This window comes from Rhizobium sp. SRDI943 (assembly GCF_057653695.1).
In genome coordinates, this window is record NZ_JBYGKN010000004.1 from 249,455 (window position 1) to 272,220 (window position 22,766).

The window sequence follows — 22,766 nt, forward strand, 5'->3', positions numbered from 1 at the left end:
AGTGGACGGCTTTGTTCCCGACTCCGCCCGGAGCAATTTTTCCAGCCTCACCGTAGTCGCCCACGGCATTGCTGATTTTGTTTGGTGAACGCGCGGAGTTGGCATTTGGGGACGTTGTCGGTATCTTCGCGGGGCCGTTTCCGATCGGGTTCACTTTCGAGAACGGTTGCGTCGGTCGCCGGCACTCCTGACATGGCAAGATAGGCGCCACTCAGCATCACGACGATGCCAATCACATCCATTGCGGTGATCTGCTCGGCGAAGACTGCGGCGCCAAGGGCGACGGCGATCACCGGTGACACGAAGGCGTAGCTGCCTGCGCGAGATGCGCCGATATCCCGCAAAAGGCGCATGAAGGTCGTGTAGCCGATCAGCGAGCCGAAGATCACAAGGAAGAACCAGCCGAGCCAGGCCACCGTGCCCCAGTCGCCGGAGAGGGCGGAAACTGCCCCCGGTTCGAAAGCCAGCGCTGCAATCAGCAGCATGACGCCTCCGACCAAGGTCGTCACACCTGAAACGAACAAGGCCGGATAGGTTCGCAGAAGTGGACGGGCCAGCACCGAGCCGTAGCCATAGGTGAAGGCCGCTGATGCAACCGCCAATCCTCCCCATAGGCTCGCGCCTGGGAAGGCTTCGGCAGCCGGTGGACTTACATGGGCGGAGGCCGGCCAGAACAGGACGACCAGTCCACAGACCCCCAGAACGATCGCCAGGATGCGACGGCCATCCAACTTCTCTTCGTTGAGGACGAGAGCAAACACCAGGAGCGCGATGGGGGTAAGCGCCATTTCCAGAACGGCGGCAGTCCCGGAATCGATATATTGCATGCCCCAGAACAGAGGGCCGTAGCAGAGCGTGATCATCAGGATGCTGACGACGGCGAAGCGAAAGCCGTCTTGCACCTTGAAGCTAGCAGCCTCGCCTTTGGCCAGCGTATAGAGAAGAAGCAAAATGCCGGCCGCGGTGAAACGGGTGCCGGCGAACAGGAGCGGCGGAACGGCCTCGATGCCCGCCTTCGTTCCGATCCAGGTGCTCCCCCAGATTATGCACAGCATGAGAAAACGCAGGTGATTTTTGTTGACGTCGGCGAGCATGAGGGGCTCCGATCATTGTAACGAGTAAAATTAATTTATCTCGTTACAACCCGCTCTTGTTCAAATCGTTCCGCGGAACGATATTCACGTCATGGACACGCAAAAGACGATCGATGACATCAGCCTTCTTGGCGGTCATCCGGCACTCGACTTCGTCAACACGGTCGATAGTCGCGGTGGACGTTGGGGGCCGGATTTCCTGAATAGCTACGACGACCTCGTGGCGTGGGCCCATCGTCTCGATGTGATCGACGACAAGGAACGCGACGCCTTGCTGGTCACGGCTAACAGATCCGGGTCGGACGCCGAAAAAGAACTCGGCCAAGCAAAGGCCCTGCGTGAGGCCCTATGCCGACTGTTCCTGTCCGAGTTTGATGAAAGCCAAATTAGTTCGAATGATCTCAAGCTTGTCGCCGACATGGCCAGACGTGGCCTGTCGCAACAAACATTGGGCCAGGTTGGAGGCACCATAGAATGGCGTCGCTCGGACGCCAAGGACTTGGATGCGATCAGCAATCGTATCGCCCTGTTGGCTGCCGGGTTGCTGACGTCGCGAGACGAACGCCGTCCTGTGCGCGCGTGCCAAGGTCGAAATTGCGGCTGGCTTTTCCTGGACCAGTCTCGCGGCGGTCACAGGCGATGGTGCTCGGATAAAACCTGCGGATCAAATGCAAGAGTGCGAAAGTTCCGGCTGAGGTCTACTTAACGAGGATAGCACAACGCACGCCGCGCACATGGGCGTGTCCAAAGGAAGCCCGCGTCGTTGCTAACCACGCGCTATGTCGCAGCGTTCCCGGCCCCTCCAAAGCGGGCCGGGCGTGGCTTCAGCCTTCGCAATGGTCGCGGCAGTGGCGTTGTTCTGACAATGGCAGGACGGGACTGAACAACCGGCGGCCAGATCGCTCCCGCCGTCATTTCGAGGTGAGGCCGCGGATCCGCGTCAAATGCATTCGAAGGTCCGGCAGGATCTTTGCAGCCGTCCGCTTGAGTTGCCCGTCCGGCCCCTGCTTTGAATAGCTGTCGAAGAGGCTCACGGCTTCTTCGTGGGCGGTCACTTGAGTGGAAAGATAGGCCTGATCGAGATTGGCGGCGTCGCTTTGCCGGAGGGCATCCAGTTTCGCAGTGTACTCTGCGTTGAGATCGGCGGGCAGTTCGATGCCGTCGTGTTTCGCGGCATCATTCAGAACAGGCCCGGCCTTGCCGTGATCCCTGATCATGTCATGCGCGAACTGTTTGGCGTCATCAGCCTTTCCGCTCGCGATCTCGATCTTCGCGGCCTCGATCTCGAACATGTTGGACATGGCGGCCTTCGCCGCGAAGTCGGTTGCGTGCTGCTTGGCAGCGTCGTCTGCTGCCGTGGCGGAAAATCCAGTCAAGTAGACCAGAAGAGAGGCGAGAACGATTCTCATCGATGACTCCATTACAGGAATTGCCGTCTCAACCTCAGCGCACGGCAAATGTTCCGGAGATGTTTGCCGAGCCGCGATCAGCGCTGCCCTTCGGCGAAAAGTTTTGGAACTTCCGCATCGGGCCGCGGTTTGGTGCGGTTCACCCTAGGGAGTTTTATGATGACGAATTCGAACCACCAGTCGCAGCGCCAGCCCGAGCAGGTGACCGAGAGCGCGACAGACGCGAGACAGGGGCGATACGGCAAGCCTGTGCTTACGGTACTCGTCAGTGGTCTCGTGCTGGCGATGGCTGCCTGGGGGGCGGCCGAGATCTGGGGAGAAAGCATCGACACCGACACGAAATCCACGGCATCGACGGCCCCCGATCCAATCAACGCCCAGCCTCACGGCGCCGGAACGTTCGACAACAACCCGGCTGGCGGCGGTAGCCGGCCGCCCGAAGCTACCGATCGCGATCCTACGCCTCAAGGCAACGGCGGTGGTCCGACCATGGTGACGACACCCAGTGGCACTGAGAAGATTCGCTAGTGCAAAGGCCCTTTGACGCATGCCGGCGGAGTAGAGCTATCCTCCGGTGACCCGACCCGACTAGGAAGAAATGCGATGGCACGAATGATGACGAACCGCGAGCGCACGACTGAGCGCAGCTTTGTAGCCACATCCTGTCTGGCGCGAGGACGAGCGGGTGGGTCGACCTGGTAGGCGCTCCGATCGAGACCGACACGAAGGATACCGGCACGAAGGCTAAAGACGCGCCGATGATAGACAGCCCGCGCATGCTCAAAAGGTGGGGCCGGTGTCGATATGAGGTGCGGCTCGATGGGCCATACAATAGCCGTCGGCGAAATCCTGAAGACCTCTTTCGCGAACTTCGCTGCGAGAATTTCGAAGTGGCGGCTTACAAGTCGCTGTTGACTGTCGCCGAAGCCGGCGGCCACGGCGCAGCAACTGGCGCCCTTGAGGCGAACCTTGCTGAAGAGAAGGCGACGGCACGGTGGCTTGATGAAAATATTGTCTCCGTGACAACCAAGTTCCTTTCGTCGCGAAGCTGGCGAGAAAGCCAAGGTCTGTGGGAACAACGATCTTCCCGCGTGGTTAACTATCAGCGGATCGGCCCGGCGTCTCTTGGAGTCGGACTGTCTAGCAGTATCGCTGATCGGCCTCTCTTCCTTGGCCGGAAAGAGACGGCGCTCCGGCAACGGAGCGCCGATGCATCTCGGAGAGGAACGATCATAACCACGCGGCGTTTACCCCCGCGCAAGCCCATGCCACAGGAGGTTTAAACATGGCGACCAACACCACCAAAACCCTTGATGACCTTTTCCTTGATACACTCAAGGACATCTATTTCGCGGAAAAGCAGATCCTGAAGGCGCTGCCGAAAATGGCCCGCGCCGCCCAGTCCGAGGAAGGCAAGGCAGGTTTCCTGCAGCACCGCGACGAAACTCAGGCGCAGATCGAACGCCTGGATCAGGTATTCGAGCTTCTCGGCAAGCCGGCACGTGGCAAGACCTGTGAAGCAATCCAGGGCATCATCGCCGAGGGTGAAGAGATCATGGAAGAGTTCAAGGGGTCGCCGGCTCTTGATGCCGGTCTCATCTCTTCGGCTCAGGCCGTCGAACACTACGAGATCGCCCGTTATGGCACCCTCATCGCTTGGGCAAACCAGCTCGGCCTCAAGGATGCCGTTCCGCTGCTTCAGGCAAACCTTGCCGAGGAAGTAGCGACCGACAAGAAGTTGACCCAGCTCGCACAGGCCTCTGCAAACGCCAAGGGCAAGAGGGCGGCCTAGGCAGCTCGACGATGATGCAAAAAGGCCGTCATCGCTGGCGGCCTTTTCCTATCTCTGCCGCCGTGATCAGATCATGATTTCCCCGCCGGTCACCGGGATGACGGCTCCGGTCATGTAGCTGCCGAGATCCGAAGCGAGAAGTACGTAGGCGCCGGCAAGTTCCGCGGGCTGTCCAGCCCGCCCGATAAGGGTATTTTCTCCAAATTTCGCAGCTTTTTTGGCCGGCATCGTCGACGGAATGAGCGGCGTCCAGATGGGGCCGGGCGCGACCGCGTTGACGCGAATGCCTCGTTCACCGAGCATCTCGGCAAGTCCCGCCGTGAAGTTGGAAATAGCCCCTTTCGTTGAGGCGTAAGCTAGCAGCTGGGGTGACGGCTGGCGCGACTGGATGGACGTGGTGTTGATGATGGCACTGCCGCGCGCCATGTGTGGGATTGCCGCCTTCGCGAGAAAGAACGGTGCATAGATGTTTGTGCGAAAGGTCTCGTCCCACTCTTCGGCATCGATATCGGCGATGTCGGCATAGGTGCGCTGAAAGGCGGCATTGTTCACCAAGATGTCGATACCGCCCAACTCATCGACGGTCCGCTGCACGAGCATCTTGCAGTGATCCTCGGACTTGATGTCGCCGGGGATTACAACAGCTTTGCGGCCTGCGTGCTTCACCCATTTCGCGGTATCATTGGCGTCCTCGTCCTCGCTTAAATACGAGATGACCACATCGGCGCCCTCCCGAGCAAAGGCGATCGCCACGGCTTTGCCAATGCCCGAATCCGCACCCGTAATAAGAGCAGTTTTGCCTTCGAGCTTTCCGTTTCCCCTGTAGGATTTCTCACCATGGTCTGGCACAGGCCGCATGGCCGCTGTCTGGCCCGGTGGCTCCTGTTGTTGCGCAGGATAGGGCGGCGTCGGGCGGCGCGTGTCGTCGGTCATCGTCATGATCTCCTTGATGGTTGCGAGAGGCAAACATCCCGAAGCGGTAAGGGTTCCCGGCAACTTTTCTTTGAGCCGCGATCGAGGAGTGTCGTGTTCACAGAAATGATGGCGGCCTGGCGCGCTTCGATCTTGCATGCCGGCCGCTAGACGCGTTCAGGTGTCACTAGCTTTCGCGCCGCCAATAGGATGCTGCGCAAAGCTTGCGAACTCATTTGCTCGTTTGCGTATCGCAGCAACCAAGGGAGCAAATGGCGCCCGTCCTCCCGGGGCGACATCGGCGGAGAGGAGGCCGTTCGCGCAAGGCCGATTGTCATCCCAGCCAGGATGATTGACGATCGGGTAAAGGCACAAACCTTCCAACGGCACGCCCGAGCGGATCGCGTCCAGAGCTTGGTCGGCAACATAGTCAAACCAGGATGCGCGACGGTCATCCTCGATGCCGGTTTCGGCAATAAGCATCGGCTTGCCGTAGCGCGCGAACGTTTCGACCAGAATTCGGCTGAGGGGCTTATAAAGCGGATGACCAACGTCGATCGGTCGACCGCCGTGAATCCACTGGTTATTGGAATAATAATTCACACCGAGGATATCAAGATAGCGTTCGCCGCCTCCGATCTGTGGCCACATCCTTCCGCCAATCAAGTCCCAGGCCTGGAACTGCGATTGGCGATGTCCTTCGGCGGTATGCGCATCGTGGGGACGCGACGGGTCCGCGACGACATTGATCACCGGCTCGCAGTGGACGAAGCGGGCCCGGGCATCCACGGAGATGATGGCATCCATCGCCGCGATGGCGGCGCGTGCCATCTGCACCTTGAGTTCGAATCCACGCCCATTGGCAAATGGGTTCAAATAGCCGACGTCACCACCGCCCCATGAGAAAAACGAGATCTCGTTGACAGGGCAATAAAACGGAATGCCGTCGCTCTCCTCGCGGACCAACTCGGCGCAAGCACGTGCGAACCGCGCGAAGCGATCGACGAAGCGCGGCGACCAGATGTCGAGATCGTCGGGCCAGCCATAATGCAGGAGATCCCAGACAACTTGGGTCTTCGTTAGCTTGGCCGCCTGGAGCATCGGACGGATGCTCGACCAGTCGTATCGGCCATTTTTTTCAATCAGGTGCCATCGGAAGCCATCGCGAACAGTGGTGAGTCCGAAGCCTTGAAGTTGGCGATAGTCCGTCTCGGCATGGCGATCATGACCAGTCGCGGCAATCAAGTCGAGTCGATTGCCCTGCGTCTGACCGTTTCTTGGCCGGAGCCGATGGCTCGAACATTCGAAACCGCCTTGCAGGAATGATTGGAACAGACCTGTAGGACGCGCTGCCTTTCGCTCTCGATGGACATCCGCCAGAAGTCGCTCCCACCGCGGCAGCACTGCCTCGACGGAGTAGTCCATCTCGACCTTCCGTCGCAGGGCGGTGCCGAGTGCGTGACGGCGCGCGGGAGACTCGATAAGCGCGATGATATTGTTCGCGACTATGCCTGGACTGCGATGGGGCACGAAGACACCGGACAGCCCGTCATCGATCTGCTGCATGGCACCGTTGTCAGGCGTCGCAATCACCGGGAGGGAGGCTGCCCCGGCCTCGGCGATAACATGCGGCATGCCTTCGCCGGATGACAGCCAAACGAATATATCGAATGCGGCAAGCAGGGGCGGGATATCACTCCGGTCGCCTAGAAACTGAAGCGTACCATCGAGCCCGTGCCGGGTGGTCAGGGCTTTGAGCTGCACGGCATATTCCGGCTGGAAGGCATCCGGCCCTCCGACAATAACGAACCGTGCACTTTTCGTGGTGGCATGAACCAGCGCGGCGGCCTCGATAAAATCCTCGACGTTCTTTTTGGGATCAAGCCGGCCGACCCAACCGATGAGGACCTCATCTGTCGCGATCCCGAGACCCGCTCGTGCCCGCTCGCGATGTGCCGGATCGAAGGCCGAGAGATCGATCATCGAGGGGATTTCCAGGGCATGACGGTCGCGCCCGGGCATTCGTGACGCGGCCGCATCACGGATCGTGCGGCACACGCCCACATAACGCGCCGTCAGATGTTTGGGGCCGGCCAAGGCCTCTGAGACCAGCCCGCCATGTTCAATGAGGGGCGGGCGAAGATGCAGTCGCTCCAATGCCGGATAGATGTCCGCTACGTTCTGACAGGAAACGACAATGTCGTAACCCGAGATTTTACCGGCGAGATATTTTACCGTATCCTCGAAGGACAATTCGTAGGGCGTCGTATCGACATCGATCCCCAGCCCTCGAAGCTGCCGGTGTGTTTGCTCTGGCATGCCGGGTTTCCGGAAGCAGGCCACGACGTCGAGGCGATAGCGACGGCGGTCGAGATTCTTGGCAAGCAGCCGGACTTCCGTCTCCTCGCCCCCGACGACCAGCCAGGCGAAAACGAAAAGGATCCGCAGAGGCGATGGTTCAACCGTCATTCGCCGACCTTGAATATAACCTGGAGGAATTCCGGCCGGTTCTCGATCAGATCGACGAGGAAAGCAGGCGCTTCGTCGATGGGCACGATGTGAGTGATCATGTGCTCGCGGATCGCCGCACCTTCCGTCTTCAAGAGGTCGAGCGTTACGCCTGCAAGCCTTCGACGGTCCCACCGTGGGGCGAGCCCGCGGGGGACGCGGTTGATTTGCGCGCAGCGGATGTTCAGGCCGTTGTGATGGAATTCTTCCCCCAGCCGCAATGAGCTGGCCCCGTTCTGGTAAAAGGCAAGATCGATCACGGTGCCCTGTGGGCGCAAGGCCTTGAGCGCCGTGTGCAGGCTACCCGCATGAGCGCGCGTCTGGAACGCTACATCCGCGCCGCGTCCCATGGTGCCGTCGTGCCAGCGCGCCTTGGCATGCTGCCACGCTTGATCCTCGGCCATCGCCATCAATCCCATCGCCTCCGCCTTGCCGCGGCGAAATTCGGAGGGATCTGTGATCACGATGTCCGATGCGCCGAGCGAACGGGCAAAAAGCGCCGTCATCAAACCCACGGTACCCGCGCCGAGGACGATTACCGTTCGCCCGCAAACGCCCGCGCCGAGTGCGGGCACGGTTGCGCCAAATGCTTCCGCGTCGGCATGGAGGATGCCGTTGGCAGCGATCGGTCCCATCTGCGCGACAAAGACGCCGAGCAGCGGATCGAGGTCCGGCGGCAGCATGACAAGAAGATCGTGTGAGGGGTCGGCAGTGTGCCCAGTCTTGTGCGCGTAGCTTGCCGCGAGCAACTCGCCATCGGCAAAGCCGCGCGCGCGCGTTTGCGAAACGCGTGCGACCTCCATGTACCCGAGGAAAGGCACTGGATAGTTAAGGTCCGGCTCGTTTTCGATGAAGACGCCGCGTTCGCCATCAAAGCGCGCGCGGAAATAGGGGTTGGTGTTCTTCAAGAACGTCAGCTCCGTCCCGGCGGAAAGACCGGTATAGAGTGTGTCGAGCCGCACATGTCCATCGGCGGGCGGGCCTTCCTCGTATTCCAAGAAATAGGCTCGGCCCGGCGCCTCGATGCCGAGCGAGCGGATTTTGCGGTGCCCAGGCCGCGGTTCTTGAGACATCTCGGCACGTGGTTGCGCCAGCAAGGGCGATAGCTCGCTCCGCTTTAGAGCCGGGGCGTCGAGGTGTATCGGCTCCCCGCTGCGTGCCGAAGATACGACGGCCACCGCAAGCCGGTGGGTGGCTAGAGCATCACCATACGGGCAGCGAATGCGGTTTTCACCACCCCGGACGGCGTCGATGAAATCGCGGTCTTCGCGCCATACCGGATCGCCATCGGCGCTTCGCACTGGGCGTCCTCTTCCAACATCCACCATGATGTCGCGATCGGTCAATTCGATCGCCAGTCGGTCGGCGAAGATGTGCAAGCCGACGCGGTGGCTCCAGCCGAGAAGGCAGCTCGCGGCGATATTGGCGACCACGCCCGTTTCGAAGGTCAGGCTAGCTGTCGTGACCGTCGGCACATCGAGGCCGGGAAACTCCACCCTTTCCTTGTATCCCGCCCGGCCGTATACGTCGGTGACCTCGCCCACGAGGAAGCGCGCGAGATCAAGGAGATGCGTCGCCTGCTCAACCATCTGGCCGCCGGATTGATCCTTCTTCCACCACCACTGCGGGGGAGGCGTGGAATCCAGCCAGTATCCCGACAGCAGTTGCGCTGGGTTATCCGCCAGCAGGCTTCGGGCTTCATCGACGATATCGAGATAACGCCAGTGATAGCCAACGCCAGTAATCAAGCTGGCCTTCGACACGCCGGCTGCGATCTCTTCCGCCAGCGCCAGATCGAGCGTGACTGGCTTTTCGACAAAGAATGGAATGTTGCGGTCAATGAGGTCCTGTTCCGGCTCGCCATGGGCGAAAGGCGGAATGCAGATGTAGACCGCGTCGAGCCGTTGCGTGTCGAGCATTTCACGGTGATGGCTGAAAGAGCGGGCGCCGAAGCGCATTGCCGCCGCATCCGCACGGGGAAGGTCCAGGTCGGCAAAGGCGACGAGTTCGACATCGTCGAAGCCGGTTAGGATATCCAGGTGCCGATGGGCGATGCCGCCCACGCCGATGAAGCCCAGCCGCGTTTTTCGCATCTCGGTATCCTTTTGTTTTTGATCCGCATGTGGGGTGAGGAACCGCTCGTAGACGGCGCCGGTCTCATCAGCCATTCGGCGGGCGGAAAAGTTGCGCTCGAAACGCGCGTGGCCGACTCTGCCGGTGGCCTTTAGATGGGGATCGCTCAATGCCTGATTGACGACAGCGGTGATCGACGCTGGGTTGCCGGGCTCCGCGAAATAGGGATGATCACCGCCCAGTGCCTCGACGGTTCCGCCGATCCTCGTCGCGACCACGGGGACGGCAAGCGACATCGCCTCGAGAACCGCGAGTGGAAGGCCTTCGAAGCGCGAGGGAAGCACGAAGAGATCGGCGATCGCCATGATCTCCGCAACATCCGCCCGGTGCCCCAGAAAGCGAACGTGACCAAAGGCTTTTAAATCTTCCGCCAGGGTTTGGACACGATCTTCTTCTGGACCCGATCCGACAAAAAGCAACACCGCTTTGGGGTGAGTTCCAAGTATGTTCGGCAAGGCGCGGACAAGCGACGCGTGATCCTTCTGCTCGGTGAAGCGGGCGACCGTCAGCAGCACGGTTTTATCCACCAGGTCGAGCACCCGCCTTAGTTCAGCCGCTGCTCGCGCAGGCGAAAGTGGAAAGATGCCGTTGCGCACGACTGTCAAACGCGACGGCGCGACGTTTGCCTCGCAAAAGCTTTCACGCGAGGCTTCGGAAACGACGATGTGATGCGACAGCCTCCCGGTCTCGCGCCGGTAGAGCTCGATCTGATCAGGATCGGTGAGCAGATATGGCAAATGGTCGGTGCGGATGATCGGGATTGCCAGTGCCTCCGCGGCGGCGGCTAGGCCGTGTCCCTCCCATCCGATTCCCGCATGAACGTGCAGAAGATCAATACTGGATCGCGCCAACCACTCCTGGAATACGCCCGCATCTTCGCTCAGCTTGATGCCAATTCCGTGGCGCGCAGCCCGCGGCAACAAACCGGTCCTGTCCTCGGTCAACAGGGCTATTGTGATATCCCACCGTTCGCTTAAAGCCCGCCCGAGAGCAAGCATGTGTTCGCCCATCCCGGACGGTTCTGCACTGTCGGTCGCCAGTAGGATGTGCGGCCTCCTACTCATGCCGCGCGCCGGCAAACGCCTTGCCGGCCTCATCCCGGAGCTTCAGGCGTCGGTAGGTCGCCAGTGCTTGGCCGACGACTTGATCCATATTGTAATATTTGTAGGCTCCCAGCCGCCCGACGAATGTCACTTTGGTCAGCGCGCGGGCGAGAAGCTCGTATCGTCTATAAAGTGCCTGGTTCTCAGGGCAGGGGATCGGATAATAGGGATCGCCGTCGGCACGGGCATATTCATAGCTGATGCTCGTCTTTGGGTGAACCTGGCCGGTCAGATGCTTGTATTCAGTCACGCGCGTGTAATGCACCTCCTCGGATGGATAGTTGATAACGGCTACCGGCAGTAGCCGTCTTACGTCGTGCGTTTCATGGTGGAATTCCAGACTGCGATATGGCAGCCGACCCAAACAATGGCCGAAATACTCGTCGATGGGCCCAGTAAAGATCGTGTGGCTGGCCGGCCCATCCTGCTTCAGATCGGCGAAATCCGTGCCGACCATGACCGTTATGTTTTCATGGTCGAGCATGCGTTCGAACATGCGCGTGTATCCATCACGCGGCATGGCCTGGAAGCGGTCGAGGAAATAGCGATCGTCGGTATCGGTGCGGGTCGGCACTCGTGCGGTGACGGACTTGTCGAGCTTCGAGGCATCAAGGCCCCATTGCTTGCGCGTGTAGCCTTCGAAGAAAGTGCGATAAAGCCCAGAGCCGATTTGAGATGTGACGACGTCTCGTGATGTTATCACGGGGTCGCAGGGTTCCGCCCGGTCGGCCAGGAAGCGTGCGGCCGCGAATTCGTCCGTCAGGTCGAGGCCATAGAGCGCGTTCAGCGTTGTGCGGTTGATGGGGATGGGAAGCCGCAGGGCGCCGACCTGTGCAAGCACGCGATGCTCGTAGGGACGCCATGCCGTGAAGCGCGAGAGATAGGCAACCACATCCTCGCTATTGGTGTGGAAAATGTGCGGGCCATATTTATGGACGAGGATCCCGGCTTCATCGTAGTGATCGTAGGCGTTTCCGCCGATATGAGGCCGCTTGTCGCAAACAAGCACCTTCCTCCCACCATCTGAAGCAAGGCGTTCCGCCAGCACCGAGCCGGCAAATCCTGCACCGACGATCAGATAGTCATAGCTTCCCGGCGCGGGCCGTTGGGTGCGAACGGAAAATCTTTGGGGCAGGCCAGGGGACAGAACTTTCTGCGCTGCGGCCTCTTCGACAAGCGCCGACATCCTACGGAAGGTTGTCTCCCAGGATGATCGGGCTAAAATTTCATCGACGGCTTGCAGCCATGTCTGATCATTGCGGGAAATGTGAAGAGCAGCATCGCAGGCCTCCGCAAAGGCTTGTGGGTCATTGGCCAGGAAGACGCCTGGCACATCGCCATACCCGCGGACCACGTCGACAATCTTGGTTCCGACGATCGGCCGGCCCGCGGCGAGGTATTCAGGAGTTTTCGTCGGACTGATAAATCGGGTGGCATCGTTCAGCGCAAATGGCATAAGCGTCGCCTCCCAACCCGAAAGGTAGGCCGGCAGATCGCCATAGGCTTTCTGACCGAGATAGTGGATGTTGGCTGCTCGCGGTAAATCATCCGGTGAAATCTTCACGATCGGCCCGAGGAAGATGAAGGAATAGCCGGGCCGCGCCGCAGCCGCGCTTTCGATCAGATCCAGATCGAGCCGCTCGTCGATGACGCCGTAGTAGCCAAGGCGTGGATGAGGAATATCGACTTGGTCCCAGGGTTCCGGCAAGGCGTTCCGCGCCGTGCGGAAGTGATGGCTATCGACGCCGGATGGAAATGGGTGGATGTTGTCGTGCTGGTCACGTTTCGCTTCATACAGGCTTATGCCGCCAGTGAAGACGACGTCGGCGGCGGCAATCAACGTCTGTTCGGAGGCCTTGAGGTTGGCGGGCGCGAACCTGAAGTTCGCCAATTCGTCCATGCAGTCGTAGACCACCGCTACCGCATCGACATGCCGGGCGAAGGCAAACATCAACGGGGTGTAGAACCAAAGGATCGGGCGCTTTCCGCCATACAGCGTGATGAGTTCGTCAAGCAGTTTGCCAAGAGCGCCTTCACGCTCGGCCTCGCTCCACCCATTTGGAATGCGCGGACGGACCGCCTTGACGCTTGTTCCCTCGAACGGATGGATCTCCAGATAGGCAAGAGGATGGTCGGTCGGGATGAATTCCTCAAAGAAGAACACTGGGCGCTCCCGCGAGAATCGCTGCATCAGATGCTGGGGCCTCTGGAGCACAAAATCCCATCGAAGATGCGAGAAGCAAATGAGCGGAGCGTCTTGCGGCAAACCGCAGCCGGACAACGGCACAGAACTCAGCAGGTTCATCAAACACCTCGCAACCACGATGGCCCCGAACCTGCGATTGCGGCGAATGTTCCAATCAATTTGGCTAAGTTATCTCGATAAGGCTCTTGAGCGTCCGGAGGCTATGCGGCCATGTCCAGTTATCCAAGACGACCTGACGCGGGTCGAAGCTTTGCAGCCCTCCAAGCATGTCGCGGATACCCGCGTGAAATTCATCGGCCGAGGCAGCGCGCCCCGTCTTCGGCGTGATGTATTGCAGTCCGCACCTCAGCTCACTGTTTGCAAGAACGGGTATTCCAGCCAGCATATACTCCGTCAAAATGGCCGGCGCGCCATCATCGACGCCGCAAACGACGCCGATCCGGGCCTGGTTCATAAGCCTGTTCACTTCGGCAAATGGTACACCGGGCGGATCGATGAAATCGACGTCGATGTTGAGTTCTCCTGCGTGCCGGCGTAGCGCTTCCATCATCTCGCCATAGCCGCAGACGCACAATGCACGCAGCGAACGGGGCAGTTGGCTCAGCGCGTTGAACAGAATGTCATGCCGCTTGTAAGCCTGAGCAGCAGCGACGTAGATCACGTCATAGATCTTTTCCAGACCCAGAGGCCTGAACGTTACCTCAGAAGCAAACTCCGGTCCAATCGGCATAACGGCGATGCGCTTATCGGGATATAAAACGCGCACTGCTTCCGACTGCCAGGCGGCGCCGGTGAGAATAAGGTCGAAATGGCGGCTCACCTCAGATGGCACGCGCAACGCCGGTGCGTCGATCGAATTGTAAATTTTGAAACTGTCGGGGCAGGCCAGCAATATGTCTTCGCTAACGCCAAGGCCCCATACGCACAAGATTGACGGTGGTCCGAAAGCCTCAATATGGCCCAGCATATCATTTGATGCGAATGGCGCTTCAGGCCCATTCATCTGGAACGACCGGCGCGTCAAGAACGGACTGCCATCGGGCCGATGCATCTTTGGCGATGCACCTCGGCTGTGGGTCCAAATTTCGGCGCGGTCGGCAAGGCCTCCTTTGAGAGCTGCAAGAGGGAGCCGCTCGATGTAGCCCCCCACGACCTCGACGTTCTGTCTCGGGGTGACGGTCATCTCTGGGAGAGGCCCGCGATTTCCCGACAACCATTGCTGCCGAAACCAGGCTATCGTCTTGAATTGGGCGTCGCGCCAATCGCCGTTCTGGAAGTCGCTGATGACAACTATTCGGCGTGGTATGTTTGGTGCTTGCAGCGCAACCATTTTCGTTGAAGTCCCGCGTTTGAAGCCGACCTAAGTTTGCATCTCATTTGCCGTGAACCCCTCACTTAAATGCGACTTCGCCCCATGTTGAACATGCGGCGGCTAACGATCGCCGATAGAAAAGCGCGCGGAAGCGGCCACTGCGCGATGGTGACCTCAGGAAATTTCTTGATGTCGGCCAGTCACCACGAAAACATGACGAGAGGTGATTTAAACCCGACAAAATCTCTTCATAGACCACCTGCAGGGTCGATCTGCATTTGCGCAGGCTGGGATTTATCCGGTTGTCCGGGAAGGGGTTTCTGGTCGGTCGGGCGTTCATCTGCCGGGGCTGCCGGCATCTGCGATTGAGGGGTCGAACCCGTCCTTTCGGTTCCGATGCCAGGATTCATATCGGCGGTCCCGCCCGCCGTCGCATCAGTCGTGACTTGCCGATTTACCGAAACCTGGTCCGTGCCGATGGGCTGCGGCGTAATCTTGCCGTCGGACGCAGCAACGCGCCAGACGGTGTTGCCGGCGTCATCTGCGACCAGCAGAGCTCCCGTCCCGTCGATCCCGACTCCGACCGGCCGTCCCTTCGCCTGGTCGTCCTTGATAAAGCCCGTGACGACGTCCTGCGCCTTGCCGGATGGCTTGCCGGCCTCGAATGGTACGTACACCACCTTGTAGCCGTTGAAGCTGTCCCGGTTCCAGCTGCCGTGCTCTCCGATGAAGGCGCCATTGGCGTAGGCGGCCGGCAGCGCTGAATTCATCGAGAAGGCCAATCCGAGGGCCGCGACATGGCTCGACAGGGCATAATCCGGTGGCGTCGCTCTTTCGACCATGTCCGGACGCGGCGGATGCACGCGCGCATCGACATGGTTGCCGTAATAGCTCCAGGGCCAGCCGTAGAAGCCGCCTTCCTTAACCGAGGTCATGTAATCGGGAACGAGGTTCGGACCGAGTTCGTCGCGCTCATTGACGACCGTCCAGAGCGAACCTGTCTCAGGGTTGAAGGTCAGGCCGTTCGGATTGCGCAGACCTGAGGCGAAGACACGCGCCGCGCCGGTGTGCCGGTCGACCTGCCAGATCGCTGCACGTCCCTTTTCTGCTTCAAGCCCATTCTCGACGATATTGGAATTCGAGCCGACCGAGACGTAGAGCATCTGCCCATCGGGGCTGAGCGCCAAATCCTTGGTCCAATGATGATTGATCGGACCACCGGGCAGGGGCGTGATGGTTTTCGGTTGGGCGGTGATTTCATTCTGCCCAAGTTCATAGTGGTAGGCGAATGGCGGACGTCGAGGCGACATAGAGCGTGTTGTCGACCCAGGCGACACCGAACGGCGAATCGAGTTTCTTCAGCAGATCGTGCCTCTCATCCACCTTGCCGTCGCGGTTGGCGTCGCGCAGCAGTGTGATGATGTTGCTTTCCTTCTGCTCGCCGCCGTCGCCATGAGCGATGGACATGATCCAGCCTCTGATCAAATCCTTCGGCCGGGAGGCCGGTTCGCCTGACGGGCCACGCGCCTGAACTACCAGTACGTCGCCGTTCGGCAAGGTGTGGACTGTCCTTGGATTGGCGAGGTCCTTGGCATAAGCAGTGACCGTCAAACCGTTCGGTGCGGCCGGCGTCTCACCATCCTTCCAGCCAACGACCTCCGCTACCTTCAGATCAGGCAGCAGGGAAGGGGCTGGATCTGGGAGCACGGGGTTCGGTCCGATCTGCTGAGAGATGTCAAAATCTCCGCTCTGGGCGTAAGCCGCAAGACCGACGCCGACAGATATCGACAGAACCGAAGCGCCGAGAATCTGGGACTTCTTCATCATATCCTCCAGGCCAGTCTGGCATATTTGCGGGCGGAAATTGCTGCGGCCACCAGGCACAAGACAAAGGTGACGGCCGAAAGCATCAGTCCGTATGGGACGACGGCCGTCCATCCATCGCCGGCATGGATAAGGTTGTTGGCAAAGGCGAGGCTCAGTATGATTAGATAGAGGAGGGCGGACAGGAACGGCGGCCGTAAAGGGCGCGTGCGGCGACGCATCAGATCCATCAATCCGGCCAGAATCGCAAGCGAGCCCAACATAAGCCCAGCGAACAGCAACCATGCAGAGAAATTCTGCCACATCAGATTGCCGGTCTGCCAGAAAGCGATATCGGTCGCAAGCGCGAGCGTGAAGCAGACGAAGGGAAACGGGACAAAGAGCGACTGAAGCGGATAGGCGGCCGAGTCTCGATTGCTTGTAGAAGATATAGCCATGGATGCTCCGTGAAACTGAGAGCTGGGAGATGCCTATCCAACCCGCGGCGAGAGCATATGGTTCCGTTACGGTGCGTGCTGCACGAACTGCCCGCCTGAAAGAGCATGGTCGGCCCCAGCAGAGAGCGAAGAAGAAAGTGCTCCTTAGCCAGCCAGGTTGCAGCTCAGCCGACTTGTTCGATGGAGAGCGGGCCGGGCGGCAGGGCTCGATCAGCGACTTGGCCGAGAAGGCCGGATCGAGCCAATCGGCCCAGGCGTCCCGTTCGAGAATAACAGTTTGCCGGTCGTGATATGGCGCAATGTCTGGCCTGAACTCCATCGTCCACAAGCGGCGTTCGGCGCCTCCGAAAATATTCCTTCCTCATCATCCGATTGAATCCGCTGTCGATTTTTCTGCGTCGCACTCGTGCTCAACTTCAGCGCGTCATATGCGCGTTGACTCATTTACGTCTTGAGAACAGATACAGAACATATTGCTGTTACTCAAGCTGAAAACGGGTTGCCGCTAAAGGAGATCATGAACTCAGCCGTCGCCCCAATCGCTATCCTCGACGGTCTGCGCGAGCAGATAGCGCACCTGGAAAGCGCCAGTCAGCGCAGGCGAGGCGTTTTGCCTTTCGGCGTGGCCCAGATCGACGGGCGGCTTCCGGGCGGCGGATTGGCCCATGGAGCGCTGCACGAATGCGCTGGCGGCGGGGCCGGCACCGTCGATGGCGCGGCCGCCGCCCTGTTCGTGGCCGGCATTGCCGCGCGTACGAAAGGCAAGATCGTCTGGTGCCTGACACGTCCCGATCTGTTCTTCCCGGCCCTGGCGCAGGCGGGGCTGCATCCGAACCGGGTGGTCTTCGTCGAGTCCGACAAGGAAGAGGACGTCCTTGCCAACATGGAGGCGGGCCTCTCGTACGGCGGGCTCGGCGCGGTGATTGGCGAGATCGTCCGCCTGCCGATGGCGGCGTCGCGCCGGCTGCAACTTGCCGCCGAGAAGACCGGCACGATGGCGCTCGCGGTGCGGCGGTGGCGACGGCAGACCGAGGCCAGCGACTTCGGGCAGCCGACGGCCGCGACCACGCGCTGGAGGGTGAGCGTCATTCCGAGTGAGGAGCTGCCGGTTCCAGGCGTCGGGCGGGCGAGGTGGTTTTTGGAACTGATGAGGGTGAAAGCGGGTGAGTGTGCCGAGTTCGAAGTAGGAGCCTGCGATGCCAAGGGTCGTATCGATATTTTTTCCCGATCTGTCGACCGACAGGATCAGGCGGGCCGATCCCGCCATTCCCGTTGAGCAGCCGATCGCCGTCATTTCGAAGAGCGGATCCAAGCGCTGGGTCTCGGCCGCCGACGCCGCGGCCAGGAAGGCCGGACTCCACGTCGGCATGCCGGCCGCCAGGGCGCAGGCGATCCTCCAGGGCCTGCGGATGATCGACGCCGATCCGGCCGCCGATGCCGTGGCGCTCGAGCGCGTCACCATGTGGGCGCTGACGCAGTATTCGCCGATCGTCGCCGTCGACGCGCCGGACGGCATGGTCATCGATACGGAGGGCGCCGACCATCTGCAGGGCGGCGAGGAGCGCATGTTGACGAGCATCGCCAATCGGTTTCGCGCCAAGGGCCTGACGGCACGGGTCGCCATTGCGGACACATGGGGCGCGGCTCACGCATGTGCCCGCGCCATCAACCGCGAAACTGTCATCGTCCCGAGTGGCAAGACCATCCTGGCGGTCGAGCGACTTCCGATCTCTCTGCTGCGGCTACCCGAGAAGATCGTGGGCGATCTGCGCATGCTCGGCTTCCGGACGATCGGCGAGCTCTCGGCGACGCCGCGCGCTCCCTTGGCGCTTCGCTTCGGCCCGGAGATTGGACGGCGTCTCGACCAGATGTTCGGTCGCGTCCGCGAACCAATAGATCCGATCCGTAGCCCAGAACTCGTCGAGGTCGTTCGATCGTTCGCCGAACCGATCGGTGCAGCGGAAACGATCGACAAGTATGTCGGCCGGCTGATTGTTCAGCTCGTCGCTGAACTCCAACGGAAGGGTCTTGGCGTCCGCCGGACCGATCTTATCGTCGACAAGGTCGATGGGACCAGGCAGGCGATCAGAGCGGGAACCGCCAAGCCGGTGCGAGACATCGCCTGGTTGACGAAACTGTTCCGCGACCGGACGCAGACGATCGAGCCGGGTTTCGGGATCGAAAGGCTGACCCTCGTCGCCGTGATGTCGGAACCGCTTGAAGAGAAGCAGAAGGCGTCCTCGCTTGTCGACGACGAGGATGCCGACATCACACCGCTGATCGACGTCCTCGGCAACCGAGGCCAGCGCGTCTACCGGGTCGCGCCGGTCGCCTCCGACGTCCCGGAGCGCAGCGTCCAGCGTATCGCCGCGGTCGGCGAGGACGCGACGGAAGATTGGGTCCACCATTGGCGACGGCCGGTGCGGCTGTTTGCGCGTCCGGATCGGATCGAGGCGATAGCCCTGCTGCCGGATCATCCGCCGGCCAGCATCACCTGGCGCGGTAAGCGTCATCGCGTCAAGCGTGCGGACGGTCCGGAACGCGTCTTCGGCGAATGGTGGAAGCGCGACAGCGAATTCGAGGCTGTGCGCGACTACTTCGTCATCGAAAACGAGAGCGGGGAACGATACTGGATCTTTCGCTCCGGCGACGGCATCGATCCCGAAACAGGTTCCCACAAGTGGTTCATACACGGGATATTCGGATGAGATACGCCGAGCTCCAGGTCACGACGCATTTCAGCTTCCTTCGTGGCGCGTCCTCCGCCGACGAGCTCTTTTCTACCGCCAGGGAACTGGCCATCGAGGCTCTCGGCGTTGTCGATCGCAACAGCCTGGCAGGGGTCGTCCGGGCGCTCGAGGCGTCGCGCGCGACAGGCGTCCGTCTCGTTGTTGGGTGTCGGCTGGATCTGCAGGAGGGCATGTCGATTCTCGTTTATCCCACGGACCGCGGCGCCTATTCGCGGCTCACCCGGCTCCTCACGCTTGGCAAGGGCAGGGGCGGCAAGGCGAACTGCATCTTGAACCTCGACGATGTCGCTCTCTACTCCGAGGGGCTGCTTGCAATCCTTGTGCCCGACCTAGCTGACGAGACCTGCGCCGTCCAACTTCGCAAGATGGCCGAGATATTCGAGGACCGAGCATATGTCTCGCTTTGCCTCCGGCGGCGTCCGAACGACCAGTTGAGGCTGCACGAATTGTCGAACATGGCGATGAGGCACCGCGTGCGAACAGTCGTCACCAACGACGTCCTCTTCCACGATCCTTCCAGGCGGCAGCTTCAGGACGTCGTCACCTGCATTCGAAACAATACCACCATCGACGACGTCGGCTTCAAGCGCGAGCGCCACGCGGACAGATATCTAAAGCCGCCGGAGGAGATGGAGCGCCTGTTCCCGCGCTACCCCGAGGCGCTGGCCCGGACGATGGAGATCGTCGACCGCTGCAGGTTCTCGCTGGAGGAACTGACCTACCAGTATCCCGAGGAGGCGATCCTCCCGGACAAGACCCCGCAGGAATCCCTCGAGCACTATGTCTGGGAGTGCGTGCCCAACCGCTATCCGGAAGGGCTGCCGCCGGAGGTTCTCAAGATCGTCCGTCACGAACTCGATCTCATCCGGACGATGAAATACGCCCCATACTTCCTGACCGTCTTCTCGATCGTCCGCTTCGCCCGGTCGCAAGGCATCCTTTGCCAGGGGCGGGGCTCGGCGGCGAACTCGGCCGTCTGTTACATCCTTGGTATCACCAGCATCGACCCCTCGACCAACGATCTCCTGTTCGAGCGCTTCGTCTCCCAGGAGCGCGACGAGCCGCCGGACATCGACGTCGACTTCGAACACGAAAGAAGGGAGGAGGTCATCCAATGGATCTACAAGACCTACGGGAAGGATAAGGCCGCTCTCTGTTCGACGGTGACCCGTTACAGGGCGAAGGGTGCCATCCGCGACGTCGGCAAGGCGCTCGGCTTGCCTGAGGACCTCATCAAGGCCCTGTCAACGGGCATGTGGGCGTGGTCGGAAGAGCTGGTCAGTGATCGCAGTCTTCGTGATCAGGGCTTGAACCCGCAAGACCGCCGCCTCGCCCTGACGCTTAGGCTTGCGCAGCAGCTCATGGGCGCTCCTCGGCATCTGGGACAGCATCCAGGCGGCTTCGTCCTGACCCACGACCGCCTCGACGATCTCGTTCCGATCGAACCCGCGGCAATGGTTGACCGGCAAGTGATCGAGTGGGACAAGGACGACGTCGAGGCACTCAAATTCATGAAGGTCGACATCCTGGCGCTCGGTATGCTGACCTGCATGGCGAAGGCCTTCGCGCTCATCGAAGAACACAAGGACGAGCACCTTGATCTCGCCACCATCCCTCAGGAGGACCAGGCGACATACGCGATGATCAGGAAAGCCGACACCCTCGGCACGTTCCAGATCGAGTCGAGGGCGCAAATGGCGATGTTGCCGCGCCTGAAGCCGCGGACCTTCTATGACCTCGTGATCCAGGTCGCGATCGTCCGGCCTGGTCCGATTCAGGGCGATATGGTGCACCCCTATCTCCGCCGCCGGGAGGGCAAGGAGCGGGTCGTCTACCCGACGCCGGAACTCGAAGCCGTTCTCGGCAAGACACTCGGCGTCCCGCTCTTCCAGGAGTCGGCCATGAAGGTGGCGATGGTTTGCGCCGGATTTACCGGCGGCGAGGCAGACCAGCTTCGCAAGTCGATGGCCACCTTCAAGTTCACCGGCGGCGTCTCGCGCTTCAAGGACAAGCTCGTCTCCGGCATGATCAGGAACGGCTACACGGCCGAGTTTGCCGAGAAGACCTTCAGCCAGCTCGAGGGATTCGGCAGTTATGGCTTCCCGGAATCCCATGCGGCGTCGTTCGCCTTGATCGCCTATGCCTCCAACTATGTGAAATGCCACTGTCCGGACGTCTTTTGCGCGGCGCTGCTGAACTCGCAGCCGATGGGATTTTACGCGGCGGCCCAGATCGTCGGTTGCGCTCGGAACCATGGCGTCGAGATTCGACCGATCTGCATCAACAATTCCCGGTGGGACTGTACGCTTGAGCGTATCGGAGATACCGACCATCACGCGGTCCGCCTGGGAATGCGCATGGTGCGCGGCCTTGCCGCCGCCGATGCCGCGCGTGTCGCGGCTGCTCGCATGGACCAACCGTTCGAAAGCGTTGACGATATGTGGCGACGGTCTGGGGTCCCGGCGGCTTCTCTGGTCGAACTCGCCGAGGCCGACGCCTTCCTGCCATCTCTGGGACTTCAGCGGCGCGACGCATTGTGGGCGATTAAGGCTCTGCGTGACGAACCTCTTCCGCTCTTTGCAGCCGCCTCGGAACGCGAGGCGAGGGCGATCGCCGAGCAGCAGGAACCCGAAGTCGCTCTGCGCCAGATGACGGATGGACACAACGTTGTCCAGGATTACAGTCACATCGGGTTGACACTCCGCCAACATCCCGTCGCATTCCTTCGAAAAGCTTTGGCAGAGCGCCAGATCGTCACCTGCGCGCAAGCCATGAACGCGCGGGATGGTCGCTGGTTGATGACAGCTGGCCTGGTCCTCGTCCGGCAGAGACCCGGCAGCGCCAAGGGCGTCATCTTCATGACGATCGAGGACGAGACCGGTCCGGCCAACGTCGTCGTCTGGCCCAAGCTCTTCGAGCAGCGCCGCCGTATCATCCTCGGGGCATCGATGATCGCGATCAATGGGAGAATTCAGCGTGAAGGCGACGTCGTTCATCTCGTGGCCCAGCAAGCCTTCGATCTGTCGGGCGATCTCTCCGGGCTGGCTGAGCGCGACGCAGGGTTCCGGCTCCCGACGGGCAGGGGAGACGAGTTCGCCCATGGATCGCCCGGAAGTCCGGATTCGCGCGACAGGGTGGCGGGCGCGAGGCCGAGGGACATTTTCATTCCGTTATGCCGAACTCGGCATAAGGGAACTTATCCCGAGCCGGAGACTATGCCGAGCCCGTTTCCCAAAGCCCGAGATTTCCGGTGAAGCCGCGTGGCAAGCTCGGCATATTTTCAAAG

At 60.8% G+C, this 22,766-nt stretch carries 14 protein-coding genes and 2 pseudogenes; 7 read left to right on the forward strand and 9 right to left on the reverse strand.

Going from position 1 to position 22,766, the window contains the following annotated elements; translation table 11 throughout:
* Nucleotides 1–47: 47 nt before the first annotated feature.
* Nucleotides 48–1,094 carry a DMT family transporter gene (locus AC245Y_RS34335; RefSeq protein ID WP_017997542.1) on the reverse strand — a complete coding sequence of 349 codons (1,047 nt, stop codon included), beginning with the start codon at nt 1,092–1,094 and terminating at the stop codon, nt 48–50.
* Nucleotides 1,095–1,185: 91 nt separating this feature from the next.
* Between AC245Y_RS34335 and AC245Y_RS34340 the strand changes: the two genes are divergently transcribed.
* Entirely contained in the window at nt 1,186–1,800 is a 615-nt protein-coding gene (locus tag AC245Y_RS34340; RefSeq protein WP_017997541.1) for a CGNR zinc finger domain-containing protein, read from the forward strand.
* 205 nt (nt 1,801–2,005) lie between these two features.
* Here AC245Y_RS34340 and AC245Y_RS34345 read toward each other — a convergent pair whose 3' ends face one another.
* Nucleotides 2,006–2,503, reverse strand: coding sequence for a DUF4142 domain-containing protein (locus AC245Y_RS34345; protein ID WP_003554738.1), 498 nt, complete (start codon nt 2,501–2,503; stop codon nt 2,006–2,008).
* A 159-nt stretch (nt 2,504–2,662) separates the two neighbouring features.
* Here AC245Y_RS34345 and AC245Y_RS34350 point away from each other — a divergent pair, with 159 nt between their 5' ends.
* The 3 genes and pseudogenes from AC245Y_RS34350 to AC245Y_RS34360 all read left to right on the forward strand — a co-directional run bounded on the left by AC245Y_RS34350 (nt 2,663) and on the right by AC245Y_RS34360 (nt 4,295).
* Nucleotides 2,663–3,031, forward strand: coding sequence for a hypothetical protein (locus AC245Y_RS34350; RefSeq protein WP_003554736.1), 369 nt, complete (start codon nt 2,663–2,665; stop codon nt 3,029–3,031).
* Between the two features lie 288 nt (nt 3,032–3,319).
* Nucleotides 3,320–3,571 (forward strand): annotated as a pseudogene (locus tag AC245Y_RS34355) (DUF892 family protein); the annotation flags it as partial.
* Between the two features lie 217 nt (nt 3,572–3,788).
* Entirely contained in the window at nt 3,789–4,295 is a 507-nt protein-coding gene (locus tag AC245Y_RS34360; protein ID WP_003554734.1) for a YciE/YciF ferroxidase family protein, read from the forward strand.
* Between the two features lie 66 nt (nt 4,296–4,361).
* On the opposite strand, the gene AC245Y_RS34365 is transcribed toward AC245Y_RS34360, so the two are convergent.
* The 7 genes and pseudogenes from AC245Y_RS34365 to AC245Y_RS34395 all read right to left on the reverse strand — a co-directional run bounded on the left by AC245Y_RS34365 (nt 4,362) and on the right by AC245Y_RS34395 (nt 16,730).
* The gene (locus tag AC245Y_RS34365; RefSeq protein WP_026157748.1) at nt 4,362–5,228 is read right to left on the reverse strand and encodes an SDR family oxidoreductase; all 867 of its coding nucleotides are present in this window, start codon (nt 5,226–5,228) and stop codon (nt 4,362–4,364) included.
* A gap of 156 nt (nt 5,229–5,384) precedes the next feature.
* Complete coding sequence (locus AC245Y_RS34370) at nt 5,385–7,676, reverse strand: glycosyltransferase family 4 protein (RefSeq protein WP_017997538.1); 2,292 nt, start codon at nt 7,674–7,676, stop codon at nt 5,385–5,387.
* Nucleotides 7,673–10,912 (reverse strand): glycosyltransferase, encoded by a 3,240-nt coding sequence (locus AC245Y_RS34375; protein ID WP_026157747.1) that lies wholly within the window; start codon nt 10,910–10,912, stop codon nt 7,673–7,675. The genes AC245Y_RS34370 and AC245Y_RS34375 overlap by 4 nt, the downstream gene beginning before the upstream one ends.
* Nucleotides 10,905–13,256 (reverse strand): UDP-galactopyranose mutase, encoded by a 2,352-nt coding sequence (glf, locus tag AC245Y_RS34380; RefSeq protein WP_017997536.1) that lies wholly within the window; start codon nt 13,254–13,256, stop codon nt 10,905–10,907. Before glf ends, AC245Y_RS34375 begins: the two co-directional genes overlap by 8 nt.
* Before the next feature lie 64 nt (nt 13,257–13,320).
* Entirely contained in the window at nt 13,321–14,487 is a 1,167-nt protein-coding gene (locus AC245Y_RS34385; RefSeq protein ID WP_020487183.1) for a glycosyltransferase, read from the reverse strand.
* A gap of 230 nt (nt 14,488–14,717) precedes the next feature.
* A pseudogene (locus tag AC245Y_RS34390) lies at nt 14,718–16,293 on the reverse strand (PQQ-dependent sugar dehydrogenase).
* Nucleotides 16,293–16,730: a DUF2231 domain-containing protein gene (locus tag AC245Y_RS34395; protein WP_003554719.1), complete on the reverse strand. Its 438-nt coding sequence runs from the start codon at nt 16,728–16,730 to the stop codon at nt 16,293–16,295. Before AC245Y_RS34395 ends, AC245Y_RS34390 begins: the two are co-directional and overlap by 1 nt.
* Nucleotides 16,731–17,247: 517 nt before the next feature.
* On the opposite strand from AC245Y_RS34395, the gene AC245Y_RS34400 reads away from it, so the two are divergent.
* From AC245Y_RS34400 to AC245Y_RS34410, 3 genes are read left to right on the forward strand one after another with little or no spacing between them, the layout of a single operon-like run.
* Entirely contained in the window at nt 17,248–18,006 is a 759-nt protein-coding gene (locus AC245Y_RS34400; protein ID WP_026157746.1) for an ImuA family protein, read from the forward strand.
* Nucleotides 17,927–19,438, forward strand: a complete 1,512-nt coding sequence (locus AC245Y_RS34405) for a Y-family DNA polymerase (protein WP_017997532.1) — start codon at nt 17,927–17,929, stop codon at nt 19,436–19,438. The genes AC245Y_RS34400 and AC245Y_RS34405 overlap by 80 nt, the downstream gene beginning before the upstream one ends.
* On the forward strand, nt 19,435–22,734 hold the full coding sequence (locus tag AC245Y_RS34410; RefSeq protein WP_017997531.1) for an error-prone DNA polymerase: 3,300 nt from the start codon (nt 19,435–19,437) through the stop codon (nt 22,732–22,734). The genes AC245Y_RS34405 and AC245Y_RS34410 overlap by 4 nt, the downstream gene beginning before the upstream one ends.
* Nucleotides 22,735–22,766: the final 32 nt, after the last annotated feature.

Coding starts and splice junctions, on each gene's coding strand:
- AC245Y_RS34335 (WP_017997542.1), bottom strand. CDS start 1,094: ATGCTCGCCGACGTCAACAAAAATCACCTGCGTTTTCTCATGCTGTGC.
- AC245Y_RS34340 (WP_017997541.1), top strand. CDS start 1,186: ATGGACACGCAAAAGACGATCGATGACATCAGCCTTCTTGGCGGTCAT.
- AC245Y_RS34345 (WP_003554738.1), bottom strand. CDS start 2,503: ATGAGAATCGTTCTCGCCTCTCTTCTGGTCTACTTGACTGGATTTTCC.
- AC245Y_RS34350 (WP_003554736.1), top strand. CDS start 2,663: ATGACGAATTCGAACCACCAGTCGCAGCGCCAGCCCGAGCAGGTGACC.
- AC245Y_RS34360 (WP_003554734.1), top strand. CDS start 3,789: ATGGCGACCAACACCACCAAAACCCTTGATGACCTTTTCCTTGATACA.
- AC245Y_RS34365 (WP_026157748.1), bottom strand. CDS start 5,228: ATGACCGACGACACGCGCCGCCCGACGCCGCCCTATCCTGCGCAACAA.
- AC245Y_RS34370 (WP_017997538.1), bottom strand. CDS start 7,676: ATGACGGTTGAACCATCGCCTCTGCGGATCCTTTTCGTTTTCGCCTGG.
- AC245Y_RS34375 (WP_026157747.1), bottom strand. CDS start 10,912: ATGAGTAGGAGGCCGCACATCCTACTGGCGACCGACAGTGCAGAACCG.
- glf (WP_017997536.1), bottom strand. CDS start 13,256: ATGAACCTGCTGAGTTCTGTGCCGTTGTCCGGCTGCGGTTTGCCGCAA.
- AC245Y_RS34385 (WP_020487183.1), bottom strand. CDS start 14,487: ATGGTTGCGCTGCAAGCACCAAACATACCACGCCGAATAGTTGTCATC.
- AC245Y_RS34395 (WP_003554719.1), bottom strand. CDS start 16,730: ATGGCTATATCTTCTACAAGCAATCGAGACTCGGCCGCCTATCCGCTT.
- AC245Y_RS34400 (WP_026157746.1), top strand. CDS start 17,248: ATGAACTCAGCCGTCGCCCCAATCGCTATCCTCGACGGTCTGCGCGAG.
- AC245Y_RS34405 (WP_017997532.1), top strand. CDS start 17,927: ATGCCAAGGGTCGTATCGATATTTTTTCCCGATCTGTCGACCGACAGG.
- AC245Y_RS34410 (WP_017997531.1), top strand. CDS start 19,435: ATGAGATACGCCGAGCTCCAGGTCACGACGCATTTCAGCTTCCTTCGT.